Annotated in this window: 14 protein-coding genes; 5 read left to right on the top strand and 9 right to left on the bottom strand. The window is 66.3% G+C overall.

Going from position 1 to position 16,393, the window contains the following annotated elements:
* Window positions 1–91: 91 nt before the first annotated feature.
* Complete coding sequence (gene ilvD, locus K2O50_RS25130; RefSeq protein ID WP_220689954.1) at window positions 92–1,933, bottom strand: dihydroxy-acid dehydratase; 1,842 nt, start codon at window positions 1,931–1,933, stop codon at window positions 92–94.
* A gap of 316 nt (window positions 1,934–2,249) precedes the next feature.
* Between ilvD and K2O50_RS25125 the strand changes: the two genes are divergently transcribed.
* A complete protein-coding gene (locus tag K2O50_RS25125) occupies window positions 2,250–3,926 on the top strand; it encodes a DUF4153 domain-containing protein (RefSeq protein WP_050707381.1) in 1,677 nt (558 codons plus the stop codon).
* Window positions 3,927–4,103: 177 nt separating this feature from the next.
* Here K2O50_RS25125 and K2O50_RS25120 read toward each other — a convergent pair whose 3' ends face one another.
* Window positions 4,104–5,300 carry a class I SAM-dependent rRNA methyltransferase gene (locus tag K2O50_RS25120; RefSeq protein WP_050707380.1) on the bottom strand — a complete coding sequence of 399 codons (1,197 nt, stop codon included), beginning with the start codon at window positions 5,298–5,300 and terminating at the stop codon, window positions 4,104–4,106.
* A 252-nt stretch (window positions 5,301–5,552) separates the two neighbouring features.
* Here K2O50_RS25120 and K2O50_RS25115 point away from each other — a divergent pair, with 252 nt between their 5' ends.
* Entirely contained in the window at window positions 5,553–6,371 is an 819-nt protein-coding gene (locus tag K2O50_RS25115) for an HDOD domain-containing protein (protein ID WP_177330864.1), read from the top strand.
* A gap of 3 nt (window positions 6,372–6,374) precedes the next feature.
* Window positions 6,375–7,187 (top strand): bifunctional DNA-formamidopyrimidine glycosylase/DNA-(apurinic or apyrimidinic site) lyase, encoded by an 813-nt coding sequence (mutM, locus tag K2O50_RS25110; RefSeq protein ID WP_050707378.1) that lies wholly within the window; start codon window positions 6,375–6,377, stop codon window positions 7,185–7,187.
* Between the two features lie 90 nt (window positions 7,188–7,277).
* Here the strand turns inward: mutM and ggt are convergent, their stop codons facing one another.
* The 6 genes from ggt to K2O50_RS25080 form a co-directional block, all read right to left on the bottom strand.
* On the bottom strand, window positions 7,278–8,960 hold the full coding sequence (gene ggt, locus K2O50_RS25105; RefSeq protein WP_050707377.1) for a gamma-glutamyltransferase: 1,683 nt from the start codon (window positions 8,958–8,960) through the stop codon (window positions 7,278–7,280).
* Window positions 8,960–9,211: a YfhL family 4Fe-4S dicluster ferredoxin gene (locus tag K2O50_RS25100; protein ID WP_011531711.1), complete on the bottom strand. Its 252-nt coding sequence runs from the start codon at window positions 9,209–9,211 to the stop codon at window positions 8,960–8,962. The genes ggt and K2O50_RS25100 overlap by 1 nt, the downstream gene beginning before the upstream one ends.
* Window positions 9,212–9,320: 109 nt before the next feature.
* Window positions 9,321–9,800, bottom strand: a complete 480-nt coding sequence (gene coaD / locus K2O50_RS25095; RefSeq protein WP_028689146.1) for a pantetheine-phosphate adenylyltransferase — start codon at window positions 9,798–9,800, stop codon at window positions 9,321–9,323.
* Window positions 9,801–9,911: 111 nt separating this feature from the next.
* Entirely contained in the window at window positions 9,912–11,510 is a 1,599-nt protein-coding gene (locus K2O50_RS25090) for a GMC family oxidoreductase (RefSeq protein ID WP_050707376.1), read from the bottom strand.
* Between the two features lie 137 nt (window positions 11,511–11,647).
* Window positions 11,648–12,133 (bottom strand): hypothetical protein, encoded by a 486-nt coding sequence (locus K2O50_RS25085; RefSeq protein ID WP_050707375.1) that lies wholly within the window; start codon window positions 12,131–12,133, stop codon window positions 11,648–11,650.
* Between the two features lie 12 nt (window positions 12,134–12,145).
* Window positions 12,146–13,576 (bottom strand): coniferyl aldehyde dehydrogenase, encoded by a 1,431-nt coding sequence (locus K2O50_RS25080; RefSeq protein WP_050707374.1) that lies wholly within the window; start codon window positions 13,574–13,576, stop codon window positions 12,146–12,148.
* A gap of 145 nt (window positions 13,577–13,721) precedes the next feature.
* Between K2O50_RS25080 and K2O50_RS25075 the strand changes: the two genes are divergently transcribed.
* Both K2O50_RS25075 and K2O50_RS25070 read left to right on the top strand, forming a co-directional pair.
* Window positions 13,722–14,387: a TetR/AcrR family transcriptional regulator gene (locus tag K2O50_RS25075; RefSeq protein WP_050707373.1), complete on the top strand. Its 666-nt coding sequence runs from the start codon at window positions 13,722–13,724 to the stop codon at window positions 14,385–14,387.
* 35 nt (window positions 14,388–14,422) lie between these two features.
* On the top strand, window positions 14,423–15,277 hold the full coding sequence (locus K2O50_RS25070; RefSeq protein ID WP_050707372.1) for a sulfurtransferase: 855 nt from the start codon (window positions 14,423–14,425) through the stop codon (window positions 15,275–15,277).
* A gap of 89 nt (window positions 15,278–15,366) precedes the next feature.
* Here K2O50_RS25070 and K2O50_RS25065 read toward each other — a convergent pair whose 3' ends face one another.
* Window positions 15,367–16,359, bottom strand: coding sequence for a hydrolase (locus tag K2O50_RS25065; RefSeq protein ID WP_050707371.1), 993 nt, complete (start codon window positions 16,357–16,359; stop codon window positions 15,367–15,369).
* Window positions 16,360–16,393: the final 34 nt, after the last annotated feature.

Raw genomic sequence — 16,393 nt, 5'->3', positions numbered from 1 at the left:
GCGGGCTTGCCCCGCGATCACCGGCTATGCCGGTGCCATACACCGCATCGCGGGGCAAGCCCGCTCCCACGCTGGTGATGCCGTCAGAGCCTCACAGCCCTTCGAGCATTGCCTTGTTGCGCACTGCGCCCTTGTCGGCGCTGGTGGCCAGCAGGGCATAGGCCTTGAGCGCGGTGGTCACCTTGCGTGGACGCACCTCGGCCGGCTTCCAGCCCTTCTTGTCCTGCTCGACGCGACGTTCGGCCAGCTCTTCGTCGCTGACCAGCAGGTTGATCGAACGGTTGGGAATATCGATCAGCACCTTGTCGCCATCGCGCACCAGGCCGATGGCGCCGCCCGCTGCCGCTTCCGGCGAGGCGTGACCGATCGACAGGCCCGAGGTGCCGCCGGAGAAACGGCCGTCGGTGAGCAGGGCGCAGGCCTTGCCCAGGCCCTTGGACTTCAGGTACGAGGTCGGGTACAGCATCTCTTGCATGCCCGGGCCGCCTTTCGGGCCTTCGTAGCGGATGATGACGATGTCGCCGGCCTGCACTTCGTCGGCGAGGATGCCGCGCACGGCGCTGTCCTGGCTCTCGAAGATCTTCGCGGTGCCTTCGAACACGTGGATCGACTCATCGACGCCGGCGGTCTTCACCACGCAGCCGTCCAGGGCGATGTTGCCGTACAGCACGGCCAGGCCGCCCTCCTGCGAGTAGGCGTGCTCGAAGCTGCGGATGCAGCCGTTCTCGCGGTCGTCGTCCAGGGTTTCCCAACGGGTCGACTGGCTGAACGCGGTCTGCGTCGGGATGCCGGCCGGGCCTGCCTTGAAGAAGGTGTGCACGGCTTCGTCATCGGTCTGGGTGATGTCCCACTTGGCGATGGCTTCTTCCATGCTTGGGCTGTGCACGGTCGGCAGGTCGGTGTGCAGCAGGCCGCCACGGGCCAGCGAACCGAGGATGCTGAAGATGCCGCCAGCGCGGTGCACGTCTTCCATGTGGTACTTCTGGATGTTCGGCGCCACCTTGCACAGCTGCGGCACCTTGCGCGACAGGCGATCGATGTCGCGCAGGTCGAAGTCCACCTCGCCTTCCTGGGCTGCAGCCAGCAGGTGCAGGATGGTGTTGGTCGAACCGCCCATGGCGATGTCGAGCATCATGGCGTTCTCGAACGCCTTGAAGTTGGCGATGCTGCGCGGCAGTACCGACGTATCGTTCTCGCCGTAGTAGCGCTTGCACAGCTCGACGATGGTGCGACCGGCGGTGAGGAACAGCTGCTCGCGGTCCGAGTGGGTGGCCAGGGTCGAACCGTTGCCCGGCAGGGCAAGGCCCAGGGCCTCGGTCAGGCAGTTCATCGAGTTGGCGGTGAACATGCCGGAGCACGAACCGCAGGTCGGGCAGGCGCTGCGCTCGTACTCGGCGACTTTTTCGTCCGAGGCCGAGGAGTCGGCGGCGATGACCATGGCGTCGACCAGGTCCAGGCCGTGGCTGGCCAGTTTGGTCTTGCCGGCTTCCATCGGGCCGCCGGAGACGAAGATCACCGGGATGTTCAGGCGCAGGGCGGCCATCAGCATGCCGGGGGTGATCTTGTCGCAGTTGGAGATGCAGACGATGGCGTCGGCGCAGTGGGCGTTGACCATGTACTCGACGGCGTCGGCGATGATCTCGCGGCTGGGCAGCGAGTACAGCATGCCGTCGTGGCCCATGGCGATGCCGTCGTCCACGGCGATGGTGTTGAACTCTTTCGCCACGCCACCGGCGCGTTCGATCTCGCGGGCGACCAGCTGGCCCAGGTCCTTCAGGTGCACATGCCCCGGGACGAACTGGGTGAACGAGTTGGCGATGGCGATGATCGGTTTCTTGAAGTCTTCGTCCTTCATCCCGGTGGCGCGCCACAGGGCACGGGCGCCGGCCATGTTGCGGCCTTGGGTGGAAGTCTTGGAACGATAATCAGGCATGGAGCGCTCCTGGCGGCTTAATCAGGTCTCTAACTAGGGGAGTGAGCTTCTCTTGTCCTGAACGCCTGGGCCGGTTGCCGCTGGCACGGATGGGGGTCGAAGGACCGCGCGGGATCGCCGCAGGCTCGACCAGAGCTCATAAACCCGCCGGGGATGTCTGGCGATGAATGGCTCGATTCTACACCGCCGCGCCCGTGAGGGAATGGCGTTGTGACAATTGGCTGTCGCCAGCCCGCAAGGTAAAGGCCTTGGCGTGGTCCGGACGGGTTTGGGTAGACTTGCGCGCTTCCTGTTCTACTGGCCAAAAGGATTTGCAATGCCAGCGCCAAGTCGCTCCTTATTGTTCTACGTCGTCATCGGCCTGATCCAGGGCCTGGTGCTGCTCACCACCGTGAAGGGGCAAGGCGAGCTGCTTGGCTTCAACCTGTCGGTAGCCCTGTGCGCCGCGGTGGTCGTGGCCGGCGTGAACCTGCAACTGCTCGGCAACGCGGTGCGCCAGCGTGGCACCGGCTGGCTGGTGCTGGGCCTGACCCTGCTGATCAGCGGGATCAGCGCCTGGGTCCTGGATAGCGGGCGCATGGGCTGGCTGCAGCAGACCTGGTTCCTGGCCGCCGTCGTGCTGGGCTATATCGGCACCGCGTTCATTCTTGCCTGGCCGACCCGCGATAATGGGCGGCCGCGCTATGAGGACCTGTTCCGGCATGCCTGGAACAACGTGTTCATCCTTTTCCTGGCGCAACTGTTGACCGGCCTGTTCTGGCAGCTGCTGTGGTTGTGTGCGTTGCTGTTCGGCATGCTCGGCATACCGCAGGTTACGGACGCGGTGGAGTCCCCGGTGTTTCTCTGGCTGGTGCTGCCGGTGGTGTTCTCCCTGGGGATGCGCATGGGGCGGGACAACGAGAAGGTCATTGGGTTGTTGCGCGGCATCCTGTTGACACTCTGTCGCTTCCTGTTGCCGTTGAGTGCGCTGATCGCCGTGGTGTTCACCCTGACACTGCCCTTCAGCGGCCTGCAGCCGGTGTGGGACACGGGCTATTCGACCGCTCTGCTGTTGGTGCTGGCAGGTATCAACCTGTTCCTGGCCAATGGCGTGTTTCAGGACGGCCATCAGGGCAATGCCTATCCTGCGCCGCTCAAACGCTTGGTCGAGGCCAGCCTGCTGTGCCTGCCGGTACTGGTGGGCCTGGCGGCTTATGCCAGCTGGATGCGCATCGACCAGTACGGCCTGACCCCATCGCGCATCATGGCCATGCTGTTGGTGGGTGTGATGCTGGCGCACAGCCTGGCGGCGGTGTGGGCGGTGGCGAGCTCACGGCAGGCCTGGCTGAATAGCCTGCGGTTGAGCAACCCGTTGATCGCCTTGCTCAGCGCGGTGCTGATAGTGCTGTTCTATACACCGTTGCTCGACCCGCAGGTGTTGAGTGCGAAAAGTCAGGTAGAGCGCCTTCTCGGTGGACGCACGCCGATTACCGAGTTCGATGCCGGGACCTTGTACCGCGACCTCGGTCAGCCTGGGCGTGCAGCCTTCGAGCAACTGGAGAAGCGGCTGGAAACGGATGAATTGTTCGATGCGAGTCGCCGCGAGCAATTGCTGGCGTTGATGGCGCAGGTACGTCGGCCGGAGGTGGTCGAAACGTATGGTCCGAAGTTCGAGTGGCTGGGGCCGGAGCAGTCCACCAGCGAGTCACTGGCCGATTCGACGCTTGCTCAAAGCCAGTGCGGTGGCAAGGGATGCTACTTGTGGGCGGTCGATCTGGATGGTGATGGGCACAATGAAGTGTTGATGATCCCACGGCACACCTATGCATCGAGTGTGTTCGTGTTCACCTGGGAGGAGCGCGAGTGGCGTGAGGTGGGCAGCCTGAGCGGCAAGATGGAAAACCTCGAGGGCCTGGCCAGGGGCATTCGCGAGGGCGCGGTGAAACTGGTGGCTCCGCGTTACAAGACGCTCAGCATCGATGGGCAGGAATTGGTGCCGGACTTCAGGCGGTAGCGGTTGGCGCGCATGAGAGTGAGCGTTTGAAGGAGCCGGGGCCGCTCTGCGGCCCTTTCGCGGCACAAGGCCGCTCCTACAGTGACCGCGTAACCCCGTTTATCAGGGGCGACTCAGATACTGTAGGAGCGGCCTTGTGCCGCGAAAGGCTGCGCAGCAGTCTCAAAGAAACGCCGCTTAGCTGTTGGGCAGCAACCGGCAGGTGATGCTCTTGATGTAGCGGGTTTCGGCGATCGCCGGGTGCACCGGGTGGTCCGGGCCCTGGCCGCCGCGCTCGAGCATTTGCAGGTTGCGGTCCAGGTGGCGGGCGCTGGTCAGCAGGATGTTGTTCAGGTCGTCCTCGGGCAGGTGCATCGAGCACGAGGCGCTGACCAGGATGCCGTCCTTGGTGAGCATGCGCATGGCCTGTTCGTTGAGGCGGCGGTAGGCGGCCTCGCCGTTCTTCAGGTCCTTCTTGCGCTTGATGAAGGCGGGCGGGTCGGCAATGATCACGTCGAAACGCTCTTCGGCGGCCTTCAGTTCGCGCAGGGCCTCGAACACGTCGCCTTCGATGCAGGTCAGCTTCTCGCTGATGCCGTTCAGCGCGGCGTTGCGCTCGACACCGTCGAGGGCGAAGCCCGAGGCATCCACGCAGAATACTTCGCTGGCGCCGAATGCGCCGGCCTGCACGCCCCAGCCGCCGATGTAGCTGAACAGGTCGAGCACGCGCTTGCCCTTGACGTAGGGGGCCAGGCGGGCGCGGTTCATGCGGTGGTCGTAGAACCAGCCGGTCTTCTGGCCTTCGCGCACCGGGGCTTCGAACTTCACGCCGTTCTCTTCCAGCGCGACCCAGTCCGGCACTTCGCCGTAGACGGTCTCGACATAGCGGCCGAGGCCTTCGGCGTCACGGGCGGCGGAGTCGTTCTTGAACAGGATGCCGCTAGGCTTGAGGACCTGGACCAGGGCGGCGATGACGTCGTCCTTGTGCGCTTCCATGGTGGCCGAGGCCAGCTGTACCACGAGGATGTCGAAGAAGCGGTCGACCACCAGGCCCGGCAGCAGGTCGGAGTCGCCGTAGACCAGGCGGTAGCACGGCTTGTCGAACAGGCGCTCGCGCAGCGACAGGGCCACGTTCAGGCGGTGCACCAGCAGCGACTTGTCCAGCGGCAGCTTGACGTCGCGCGACAGCAGGCGGGCGCAGATCAGGTTGTTCGGGCTCATGGCCACCACGCCCAGGGGCTTGCCGTTGGCGGCTTCGAGGATGGCCTGCTGGCCGGCCTTCAGGCCTTGCAGCGGGGTCGCGGCGACGTCGACTTCATTGCTGTAGACCCACAGGTGGCCGGCGCGCAGGCGGCGGTCGGCATTGGCTTTGAGGCGAAGGCTGGGCAGGGACATGACGTCGCTCCGGGAAAAAAGAGCGGGAGTATACCGTGTTGGCCTCGGCTTCGCTGGTGGGCGCGACCAAGCGCGAGCCTCGTCTTGGGGCCGACCGGCTCCGGCAGGCTAAAGAAATTCTTGGATCCAACGATCCACTGATAGTTACCCTGCCGGCGTACAGGGTTAGAATCCCCCGTCCCCAGCGAGAATGCACGAATGTCCCAGGAACTTACCGCCGAACAGATTCAGCAAGCCCTGCAGGGCATCACCATCCCGCCGCAGCCGCAGATCATGGTCGACCTGCAGTTCGAGCAGTACATGCCCGATCCGGACCTGGAGACCATCGCCAAGCTGATCAGCCAGGATCCCGGTCTGTCCGGCGCCCTGTTGAAACTGGTCAATTCGGCGCAGTTCGGCCTGGCGAACAAGATCGGCTCGATCCAGCGCGCGGTGAACTTGCTGGGTAGCCGCTCGATCATCAACCTGATCAACGCCCAGTCGATCAGGGGTGAAATGACCGACGAGACCATCGTCACCCTCAACCCGTTCTGGGACACCGCCCAGGACGTGGCCATGACCTGCCTGACCCTGGCCAAGCGCACCGGCATCCAGGCGGTGGACGAGGCCTATACCCTGGGCCTGTTCCACGACTGCGGCGTGCCGCTGATGCACAAGCGCTTCCCCAACTACATGGAAGTGCTGGAAGAGTCCTACGCCAAGGCCAATGACGAGGTCCGCGTGGTGGACACCGAGAACCGCGTGTTCAACACCAACCACTCTGTGGTCGGCTATTTCACCGCCAAGTCCTGGCGCCTGCCGGAGCACATCAGCGCCGCCATCGCCAACCACCACAACGCCCTGGCGGTGTTCCGCGACGAGTCCTCGCGCAATACCCAGACCCAGCTGAAGAACCTGTTGGCGGTGTTGAAGATGTCCGAGCACATCTGCGCCTCCTACCGCGTGCTGGGCAACCAGAGCGTCGACCACGAGTGGAACATGGTTGGCCCGCTGGTGCTGGATTACATCGGCCTGACCGAATACGACTTCGAGCAGCTCAAGCAGAACATCCGCGAAATGGGCGGGCACTGAGTCATGCCGGAACTGCCAGAGGTCGAGACGACGCGGCGCGGCATCGCGCCCCACCTGGAAGGGCAGCGGGTCAGTCGTGTGGTGGTTCGCGACCGGCGCCTGCGCTGGCCGATCCCGGAAGACCTCGACGTGCGCCTGTCGGGGCAGCGTATCGTCAGCGTCGAGCGCCGCGCCAAGTACCTGCTGATCAACGCCGAGGTCGGCACCTTGATCAGCCACCTGGGTATGTCGGGCAACCTGCGCCTGGTCGAACTGGGCTTGCCGGCGGCCAAGCACGAGCATGTGGATATCGAGCTCGAGTCAGGGCTGATGCTGCGCTATACCGACCCGCGCCGTTTCGGGGCCATGCTCTGGAGCGTCGATCCGCTCAACCATGAACTGCTGATTCGCCTGGGGCCGGAGCCGCTGACCGACCTGTTCGACGGCGAGCGGCTGTTCCAGCTGTCCCGAGGTCGGTCGATGGCGGTCAAGCCGTTCATCATGGACAACGCGGTGGTGGTGGGGGTGGGTAACATCTACGCCACCGAAGCACTGTTCGCCGCCGGGATCGACCCGCGCCGCGAGGCAGGTGGGATCTCCCGGGCGCGTTACCTGAAGCTGGCTATCGAGATCAAGCAGGTGCTGACGGCAGCCATCGAGCAGGGCGGGACCACCTTGCGCGACTTCATCGGTGGCGATGGCCAGCCGGGGTATTTCCAGCAGGAATTGTTCGTCTATGGGCGCGGTGGGCAGCCGTGCAAGGTGTGTGGCACCGAGTTGCGTGAAGTGAAGCTGGGGCAGCGGGCGAGCGTGTTCTGCCCAAAATGCCAGCGCTGATGCCTCAGGCCCTATCGCGGGGCAAGCCCGCTCCCACGAAAGCGAGCCAAGCCAGTCGTGGGAGCGGGCTTGCCCCGCGATAGGGCCGGATCAGTCGACTGCCGCCGCCTGCCCTACACCCCTGGGGTCACTGGCCGCCTCCACGGTCCCGCCAGCCTTGTCCCAATACAGCACCTGCTGATTCCCGTATTGGCGCCCGACATCCTTCAGCCGATATCCACGCTCCTCAAGCTCGGCCTTCTGCTGAGCGCTGAACGTCCCCGGCTCATGCTCCACCACGTCCGGCAGGTACTGATGGTGGTAGCGCGGCGTCGCCGGCCACTCGGTCACCGGCCGCCCTTCGAGGAACCCCATCACCGACAGCAGCACCATGCTCGGAATCCGGCTTCCGCCGGGCGTGCCAAAGCTGGCGAACTGCCTTGGGCTTTCGATGAAGGTCGGGCTCATGCTCGACAAGGGTCGCTTGCCCGCCGCCACCGCGTTGGCCGGGCTGCCGGCCAGGCCATAGCTGTTGCTGCCGGTGGGATCGGCGGCAAAGTCGTCCATCTCGTTGTTCAGCACAACGCCGGTGCCCGGCACGCTGAACGCCGCGCCGAACGGCAGGTTGACCGACAGCGTGGCGGACACCGCATTGCCGTCGGCGTCGATCACCGTGAAGTGGGTGGTGTGGTCGCCCTCGCGCCAGGCCGGCGAAGGCGGCAGGGCGTTGCTGGGGGTGGCCTGGCGCACGTCGATGCTGTCGGCCAGGCCGGTCAGGTACTGGCGCGCCAGCAGGCGGTTGATGGGGTTGGCCACGTAGTCCGGGTCGCCCAGCAGCCCGCGGTCGCGGTAGGCCCGGCGCAGCACTTCGATCACATAATGGCTGCGCTGCATGGGTTCGGCGCTCTGCCAGGGCAGGCGCTGGAGCATGGCCAGGCTCTGGGCCAGGGCCACGCCACCGGCCGAGGGCGGCGGACTGCTGATCAGCTCGCGCTGGTCGGCCAGCTGATAACGCAGCGGCTCGCGCCAGGCAGTGTGGTAGCCGGCGAGGTCATCGAGGGTCCAGACGCCGCCGGCCTGGCGCACGCCATCGACCAGCCGGTGGGCCGTCGGCCCACGGTAGAAACCGTCGCGCCCATGCTCGGCCAACGCCAGCAGGGTCGCGGCCAGTTCCGGTTGGCGAATCACCGTGCCGAGCGCCGGTACGTCGTTGTCGGCGAGGAACAGCCGGGCGCTTTCGGCATTGTCGCGCAGGGCACTCAGGCGCATGGTTGCGCGGTCGCGGTAGATGCGATCGACGGCAAAGCCCTGGTTGGCCAGGCGAATGGCTGGGGCCAGGCTGTCCTTGAGCGGCAGCCTGCCGTGGGTCGCGGCCAGGTCGGCCAGCGCCTGGGGCAGGCCGGGGATGGCCGCGGCCAGTGGGCCATTGACCGACAGGCCCGCCTGCACCTGGCCGTCCTTGAGGTACATGTCGGCCCGGGCGGCGGCCGGGGCGCGCTCACGGGCGTCGAGGAAGGCATAGCGTGGGCTGTCGGCGCTCTCGCGCAGCAGGAAGAAGCCGCCACCGCCAAGGCCGGAGCCATAGGGCTCGACAACGGCCAGCGTGGCGGCGATGGCCACGGCGGCATCGAAGGCGTTGCCGCCCTGCTGCAGGATCTGCCTTGCCGCCGCGGTGGCTTCAGCGTGCGGGCTGGCGATCGCCGCCTGGCCTGGCCCGGCGGCCAGGGCGCCATGGGCCAGCAGCGCCAGGAGGGCGCCGAGGGCTGCGTGGCGAAGCGCGGCGACGAACGGCATCAGGCCTTGCCGGTGATCCGGCGGTACTTGGCCATCAGTTCGTCTTCGGTTTCCGGGTGGGCTTCATCCAGGGGGATGCAGTCCACCGGACAGACCTGCTGGCACTGGGGCTCGTCGTAGTGGCCGACGCACTGGGTGCACAGGTTCGGGTCGATCACGTAGATCTCTTCGCCTTGCGAGATGGCGGCGTTCGGGCACTCGGGTTCGCAGACGTCGCAGTTGATGCAATCGTCGGTGATGATCAGGGACATGGGGACTCCGGCCGGGGCGTTGGGCCCGGGCATGTTTCAAAGCGATGGGCACAATTGTGCCGGATTCGCGCCCGCAGTGCACGCGGGCGCGACATCGTGACCGCGCGGCTTACTTGCGAAAGCGCTCAGTCAGTGCGTCGGCCACCGCCGGGTGGACGAACTTGCTGATATCACCGCCCAACGCGGCGATTTCCCGGACCAACGTCGAGGAAATGAACGAATAGCGCTCGGACGGCGTGAGGAACAGGCTCTCGACGTCCGGCGCCAGCTGTCGGTTCATGTTGGCCAGCTGGAACTCGTATTCGAAGTCGGATACCGCACGCAGGCCGCGCAGGAACACATTGGCGTTCTGCTCCTTGGCGAAATGCGCCAGCAACGAAGAGAAGCCGATGACTTCGACATTGGGCAGGTGCTTGGTGACCTCGCGGGCCAGCGCTACCCGCTGTTCCAGGGGGAACAGGGGATTTTTCTTGGGGCTGGCCGCCACGGCGATGATCACGTGGTCGAACAGGCGCGAAGCACGCTCGACCAGGTCGCCATGGCCTTTGGTAATGGGGTCGAAAGTACCCGGGTACAACACTCGGTTCATCGCGTCATCCTGGCTGGAGTGCGTTGGGGAGTCGGATGGTAGCGCAGCGATTGCGCCCGGCCAAGTCGCGTGGCTGGTCGATGGCACTATAGACAGCATGGCTATTGGCTGTCATGCGCCGGATGCCAGGCGGCCGACCAGCGCCTCGCTGAGCAGGGCGGTCAGGGCATAGACCGACAGCTGCGGGTTGGCGCCGATGCTGGTGGGGAACAGCGAACCGTCGTGGACCGACAGGTTTTCCAGCTGGTGATGCCGGCCCAGGCTGTCGCACACCGCCTGGCGCGGATCCTCGCCCAGGGCGCAGCCGCCCATGACGTGGGCGCTGCCCAGGCGCATGCGAAACAGTTCCAGGGGCAGGTTGTCGATCAATGCCTTGGCGTGTACCGGGTTGTCGGCATACCGGGCATCGGCATGCACCGGCAGCACCCGGCGGGCACCGGCGGCGAACTGGATCTGCGCCATGTTGTGCCAGGCCCGGCGCAGCCCGTCGCGCAGGTAGTCGGTGACCGGATAGTCGAGCACCGGCGAGCCATCGCCACGCAACTCCACCTGGCCGCCGGGGCTGTCCGGGTGGAAACCATCGCGCAGCAGCGCCAGCATCACGTGGGTATGGGGCAGCTCGGCCATGCGCAGGGCATTGTCCGGGCCATGGCCGCCGAGCAGGGTGCTGGCCAGGGCCGGGTGCAGTGGCGGGACTTCGAGCTTGTAGCCGACCGGGCCGGCGACGCCGTCCTGCCACTGGAACTGGTCGCTGTAGATCGACTGCGGCGCGCCGTAGTACGGGTCGATCTTCGCCTCGAACTGCGCGGCGCTGAAGTTGACCAGGTGCAGGAAGGTGCGTTTGCCCAGGCGCTGGTGAGGGTCGGGCGCGCCGGAGCGCAGCAGCAGCGCCGGGCTGTTGATGCCGCCGCCGGCCAGTACGTAATGCCGGGCACGCACGAGCACCTGTCGGCCGGTGGGCTGGATCCCCTGGGCGTCCAGGGCCTGGCATTGCAGGTGGTCGATGCGTTGGCCGTCGTGGCTGAAGCGCTCGGCGCGGGCCAGGTAGAGCAGTTCGCCGCCTTGCTCAAGGGTGGCCGGAATGCTGGTGACCAGCATCGACTGCTTGGCGTTGACCGGGCAGCCCATGCCGCAGTAGCCCAGGTTCCAGCAGCCGCGCACGTTGCGCGGGATCACCGCCCAGCGCAGGCCGAGTGCCTCGCAGCCGCGACGCAACACGTCGTTGTTGGCATTGGGCGGCATCATCCAGGGGCTGATGCCCAGGTGCTGCTCCATGCGTTCGAACCAGGGTTTCAGGCTGTCGCTGTCCAGGCCCTTGACCCCGTGTTCGCGGGCCCAGTGTTCCAGGGTCTGTGGCGGCGTGCGGAAACTCGAGGTCCAGTTGACCAGGGTGGTGCCGCCCACCGCCCGGCCTTGCAGGATGGTGATGGCGCCGTCCTTGCTCAGGCGGCCGAGGCCCTCCTGGTAGAGGTCGGCATAGGCTTCGTGTTCCAACAGATGGAAGTCGCTGCTGGTCTTCAGCGGGCCTTCTTCGATCAGCAGCACCTTCAGGCCGGCCGCGCTCAGCCGTTCGGCGGTTGTGGCGCCGCCCGCACCGCTGCCGATCACGGCGACGTCGGCTTCGAGGCTCAGGTCCTGCTCCAGGCGCGAGCCATCGTGGGTGATCCAGCCTCGAGCGAGGCCTTGGCGAAACGGGTCGGGGACGGGCATTTGGCTTCCCTTTTTTGTTTTGCGAGTCGGCAGTTCGTGGGAGCGGGCTTGCCCCGCGAAGCAGGCAGCGCTGTGCCTGGTACCGGCTTTGCCGGTGTTCGCGGGGCAAGCCCGCTCCCACAGGAGTATGTGACAGGTCAGATCTTCGGCGGTCCTGGATAGCCGCAGGCCGCCCAGGCCTCGGGGCGTTCGTACCAGGCCATGAGCAGCAGTTGCAGCAGCGAGGCATGACCCTGGCGCAGCAGGTTCAGCGAACTGTCCCGCCAGCGTTCGAGAAAGCGCTCCAGCTCGCTGTCCGTGGCGCTGGCCCAGCCGCCCCAGATACCGGTCAGCGGCCCTCGGGTCAGGGGCAGGGTGAGCACGTCGAACAGTTGCCGGGTCAGCTTGAGCATGGCGGGCGACAGCGCCGCCAGCTTGTGGTCGAGGCTGTGCAGCACCCATTCGGTGGAAGCCTGGGTACCCGCCAGCACGACGGGTATCAGGGCCTGCAGCAGAGGCAGGTCATCATCGCGCAGGACCTGATAACCGGGCGAGGCCGTCTGCGGCGAGCAGCCGACCAAACTGGTGGCGCCCAGGAACAGGCTGGCGCCGAAGCTGAACCTGAGCAGGTCGCGGCGATGCACAGGCGCCGGCACTCAGCGGATGAACAGCTTGTAGACCAGGCGCTGCAAGGCCTTGCCATAGGGCGGGTAGATCGTCTTGGCGGCATTGATGCGCTGCTTGGCCAGCACGGCCTTGGCCTTGCTGAATGTCAGGAAACCCTCGTGGCCATGGTAGTGGCCCATGCCGGACGGGCCGACGCCGCCGAACGGCAGGTCATCCTGGGCCACGTGCAGCAGGGTGTCGTTGAGGCAGACCCCGCCGGAGTGGGTGTCGCGCAGTACCCGTGCCTGCTCGCCCTTGTCGTAGCCGAAATAGTAGAGCGCCAGGGGCCGGGGACGCTGATTGATGTAGGCCAGGGCGTCGTCCAGGCGGTCGTAGGGCACCAGGGGCAGCAGCGGGCCGAAGATCTCGTCCTGCATCACCTGCATGCCGTCGTGCACCTGCAGCAGCAGGTGTGGCGGCAGATGGCGGCCCTGGCGGGGCTCGTCGGGGTAGAGGTCGACCACCTGGGCGCCTTGCTCGCGGGCATCGTCCAGCAGGCGATTGAGGCGAGCGAGCTGGCGCTCGTTGATGATCGCGCTGTAGTCGGGGTTGTCGGTCAGGCGCGGATAGAAGCGGCGCACGGCGCGCCGGTAGGCGTCGGCGAAGGCGTCCAGGCGTTCGCGGGGCACCAGCACGTAGTCGGGGGCGACGCAGGTCTGCCCGGCATTGAGGGTCTTGCCGAAGGCGATGCGTTCAGCGGTGGTGTCCAGCGGCACGTCGGCCGAGACGATGGCCGGCGACTTGCCGCCCAGCTCGAGGGTCACCGGGGTGAGGTTCTGCGCGGCGGCTAGCATTACGTGGCGGCCGACGCTGGTTGCCCCGGTGAACAGCAGATGGTCGAAAGGCAGGCGGGCGAAGGCCTGGCCGACCTCCACCTCGCCCAGTACTACACTGACCAGGTCGCTGGGGAATACACGCCCGAGCAGGTCCTTGATGGCCTGCCCGCTGGCGGGCGTGGACTCGCTGAGCTTGAGCATCACCCGGTTGCCGGCGGCCAGGGCGCCGGTCAGCGGGCCGATGGCGAGGAACAACGGGTAGTTCCACGGCACGATGATCCCCACCACCCCCAGTGGCTGGTACTCAACCCGCGCGCTGGCGGGCTGGAAGGCCAGGCCGACCTTGCGCCGCGAGGCGCGCATCCAGCGCCCCAGCTGTTTTTCCGCGTCGCGCAGGCCGAGGACCGACGGCATCAGCTCGGCGATCAGCGTCTCGTCGCGGCTGCGGCCACTGAAGTCGGCGTCGATGGTCGCGATCAGCGTCTCCTGCTCGGCCAGCAGCGCCTCGCGCAGGCTTTTCAGCCACTGCCGACGCTGCGCGGCCGGGGGCATCGGGTTGTCGGCGAAGGCCCGACGCAGGGCGTCGAACGTCGCTTGCAGGTCGAGGTCGGATTGCACAGGGGGGAGGACGGCAGGCGAGGTCATGGCGGCTCCGGGGGTGATAAGTGAATAGAGCATATACTCTAATTGGTACGATGGTGCACTCTTTTTCACCTGGCCGGCGGTGCACCCGACCTGCGGGAAGCCGTAAGATGAGCCCGATCAATCAAGCTGGAGACTGGAGCTGAGCATGGCCCCGCGCATGAAGACCCGAGAGCGCATCGTGCAGAGCAGCCTGGAGCTGTTCAACCAGCAGGGCGAGCGTTGCGTCAGCACCAACCACATAGCCGCGCACATGGAGATCTCGCCCGGCAACCTGTACTACCACTTCCCCAACAAGCAGGCGATCATCGCCGTGCTGTTCAACCAGTACGAAGAGCTGGTCGACAGCTTCCTGCGCCCGCCCCAGGGCCGCATCGCCACCGTCGAGGACAAGCGCTTCTACCTCAAGGCGCTGCTGGCGGCGATGTGGAACTACCGTTTCCTGCACCGCGACCTGGAGCACCTGCTCGACAGCGACCCGGAGCTGGCCGCCCGTTACCGGCGTTTCTCGCGGCGCTGTCTGCTGCAGGGACAGGCGATCTACCGCGGCTTCGTCGAGGCCGGCATCTTGAGCATGGACGGCCCGCAGATCGAGTCGCTGACCATCAACGCGTGGATCGTGCTGACCTCCTGGGTGCGTTTTCTCAGCACCACCCGTGAGCATTGCGCGCACCTGGGTGAAGAAGCGTTCATGCGCGGCGTCTATCAGGTGGTGGTGCTGGAACTGGGGTATGTCACCCCAGGCTCGCGTGCCGCGGTGCAGGCGTTGTGCGATGAGTTCCACGTTCCGTTCAACCAGGCCCTGGAGCAGTGATCCGGGGTCTTCGAGCCATTCATCAGGAGATTGTCATGCCCCTTGCGCAACTGATCACCCCGCAACAGCTGGCCGAACGCCTGGACGCGCCCGGCCTGGTGATCCTCGATTGCCGCTTTGCCCTGGAGGACGTCGATTACGGCCAACGCAGCTATGCCGAGGGGCATATCGCCGGGGCGCATTTCGCCGACCTCGAGCGTGACCTGAGCGGGCCGGTGGTCAAGGGCCGCACGGGGCGTCACCCGTTGCCCGATCCGCAGCGGCTGGTGGAGCGCCTGCGCGAGTGGGGCGTGGACAACGACAGCCAGGTGGTGCTTTACGATGACGGCCCCGGCGCCTTCGCCGCGCGCGCCTGGTGGCTGCTGGCCTGGCTGGGCAAGCGCGAGGCGGTGTTCATCCTCGACGGCGGCCTCAAGGCCTGGCACGCCGCCCACTTGCCATTGAGCCTGGACCCGCCCGTACGTCGCGAGGGGACGTTCAGCGGCGAGCCGGACATGAAGCTGCTGATCGACGCCACGCACCTGGGCAAGCGCCTGGACGATCCGGCGCTGACCCTGATCGATGCCCGCGGGTTGCCGCGTTTTCGTGGCGAGGTGGAGCCGATCGACCCGGTGGCCGGGCACATTCCGGGCGCCCAGTGCGCGGCGTTCACCGACAACCTTGGCGCCGACGGGCGTTTCCTGCCGGCCGACACGCTGAAGCAGCGTTTTGCCGAGAAGCTGGCCGGCCGTTCGCCGGAGGACCTGGTGGCCTATTGCGGCTCTGGCGTGACCGCCTGCCACAACCTGTTTGCCCTGGCGCTGGCGGGGTATCCGCTGGGGCGGCTGTATGCCGGGTCGTGGAGTGAGTGGATCAACGATCCGCAGCGTGGCGTGGCCACTGGCGAGTAATTCGTGAGGTGGGAGCGGGCCCGCTGATGCTATCGCGGGGCAAGCCCGCTCCCACGAAGCCCTCCCTCAGCCTTGTTCCTGGATGGGGTCTAGCGCCCGTCCATCAGCCATTGCGGAATACGCCGCTCCAGGTAATACCCCGGATTGCGCAGGCTGCCCTCGACGAACCCGACATGACCACCACGACTGTGCAGTTCGAACTGAGTCAGTGGCGCCAGTTCATCCACAGCCGGCAGGCTGTGACCGAACACGAACGGATCATCGCTGGCATGGATGATCAGCGTCGGCGTGCGGTTCTCCCCCAGGTAGTAGCGGCTGGATGCCCGGCGGTAGTAGTCATGGGCATCGCTGAAGCCATTGAGTGGCGCGGTCACCTTGCCATCGAAATCCCAGAAGGTGCGCAGGTTATGCAACGGCCCCAGGCGTTCCAGGGTCGCCAGCCCTTCATGGTGCCCCTTGTCCTGAAAGTGCCGCTGTTTGTCCTGCACGTATGCCAGCATCGCGCGCATGAAATGCGCCTGGTAGATCTTCGAGAAGCCCAGGCCGATGCGGTCGGCGCACTGGTCCAGGCGAAATGGTACCGACACCGCCACCGCCGCTTCCAGTTGGCTGGCCGAGCCACTTTCCCCCAGGTACTTGAGCAGCACATTGCCGCCCAGCGAGTAGCCCACGGCATACAGCGGCGCCAGGGGCCTCTGCGCCCGCAGGTGGCGGATGGTCTCGGCCAGGTCTTCGCTGGCCCCGGAGTGGTAGCTGCGTGCCAGCAGGTTGGGCTCGCCCGAACAGCCGCGCCAGTTCACCGCAACGCTGGCCCAGCCACGCCCCTGCAAGGCCAGTTGCAGGCCTTTGACGTAGGGTGAGTTGGACGAGCCGGTGAGGCCGTGGAGTACCAGCACCAGCGGCGTGTCGGGCTGGTGTGGCCCGTGCCAGTCGAGGTCGAGGAAGTCGCCGTCGGCCAGCCACAGGCGCTCGCGGTTGCGCGGCAGGTCCGGGAGCTTGCGCCAGAGGGGCCCCCACAGTGTCTGCAGGTGGGGGTTGGACAGGCCGGTGGCCGGGCGGAAGGTGGCGGTGAGACTGGGCATGCTGGGCGACTCGTGGTGTGCCTGCCTAGAGTGC

The sequence above is a fragment of the Pseudomonas sp. 2hn genome (assembly GCF_019646095.1).
Lineage (GTDB): Bacteria > Pseudomonadota > Gammaproteobacteria > Pseudomonadales > Pseudomonadaceae > Aquipseudomonas > Aquipseudomonas peradeniyensis.
Note: the sequence above shows the minus strand (reverse complement) of the source record. Positions and strands in the feature narration are given on the sequence as shown.

Excerpts from the sequence above, each read along its gene's own strand:
- K2O50_RS25090 (WP_050707376.1), bottom strand. The coding sequence starts at position 11,510 with ATGCCCGTCCCCGACCCGTTTCGCCAAGGCCTCGCTCGAGGCTGGATC.
- K2O50_RS25125 (WP_050707381.1), top strand. The coding sequence starts at position 2,250 with ATGCCAGCGCCAAGTCGCTCCTTATTGTTCTACGTCGTCATCGGCCTG.
- coaD (WP_028689146.1), bottom strand. The coding sequence starts at position 9,800 with ATGAACCGAGTGTTGTACCCGGGTACTTTCGACCCCATTACCAAAGGC.
- K2O50_RS25070 (WP_050707372.1), top strand. The coding sequence starts at position 14,423 with ATGCCCCTTGCGCAACTGATCACCCCGCAACAGCTGGCCGAACGCCTG.
- K2O50_RS25120 (WP_050707380.1), bottom strand. The coding sequence starts at position 5,300 with ATGTCCCTGCCCAGCCTTCGCCTCAAAGCCAATGCCGACCGCCGCCTG.
- ilvD (WP_220689954.1), bottom strand. The coding sequence starts at position 1,933 with ATGCCTGATTATCGTTCCAAGACTTCCACCCAAGGCCGCAACATGGCC.
- mutM (WP_050707378.1), top strand. The coding sequence starts at position 6,375 with ATGCCGGAACTGCCAGAGGTCGAGACGACGCGGCGCGGCATCGCGCCC.
- K2O50_RS25075 (WP_050707373.1), top strand. The coding sequence starts at position 13,722 with ATGGCCCCGCGCATGAAGACCCGAGAGCGCATCGTGCAGAGCAGCCTG.
- ggt (WP_050707377.1), bottom strand. The coding sequence starts at position 8,960 with ATGCCGTTCGTCGCCGCGCTTCGCCACGCAGCCCTCGGCGCCCTCCTG.
- K2O50_RS25100 (WP_011531711.1), bottom strand. The coding sequence starts at position 9,211 with ATGTCCCTGATCATCACCGACGATTGCATCAACTGCGACGTCTGCGAA.
- K2O50_RS25080 (WP_050707374.1), bottom strand. The coding sequence starts at position 13,576 with ATGACCTCGCCTGCCGTCCTCCCCCCTGTGCAATCCGACCTCGACCTG.
- K2O50_RS25065 (WP_050707371.1), bottom strand. The coding sequence starts at position 16,359 with ATGCCCAGTCTCACCGCCACCTTCCGCCCGGCCACCGGCCTGTCCAAC.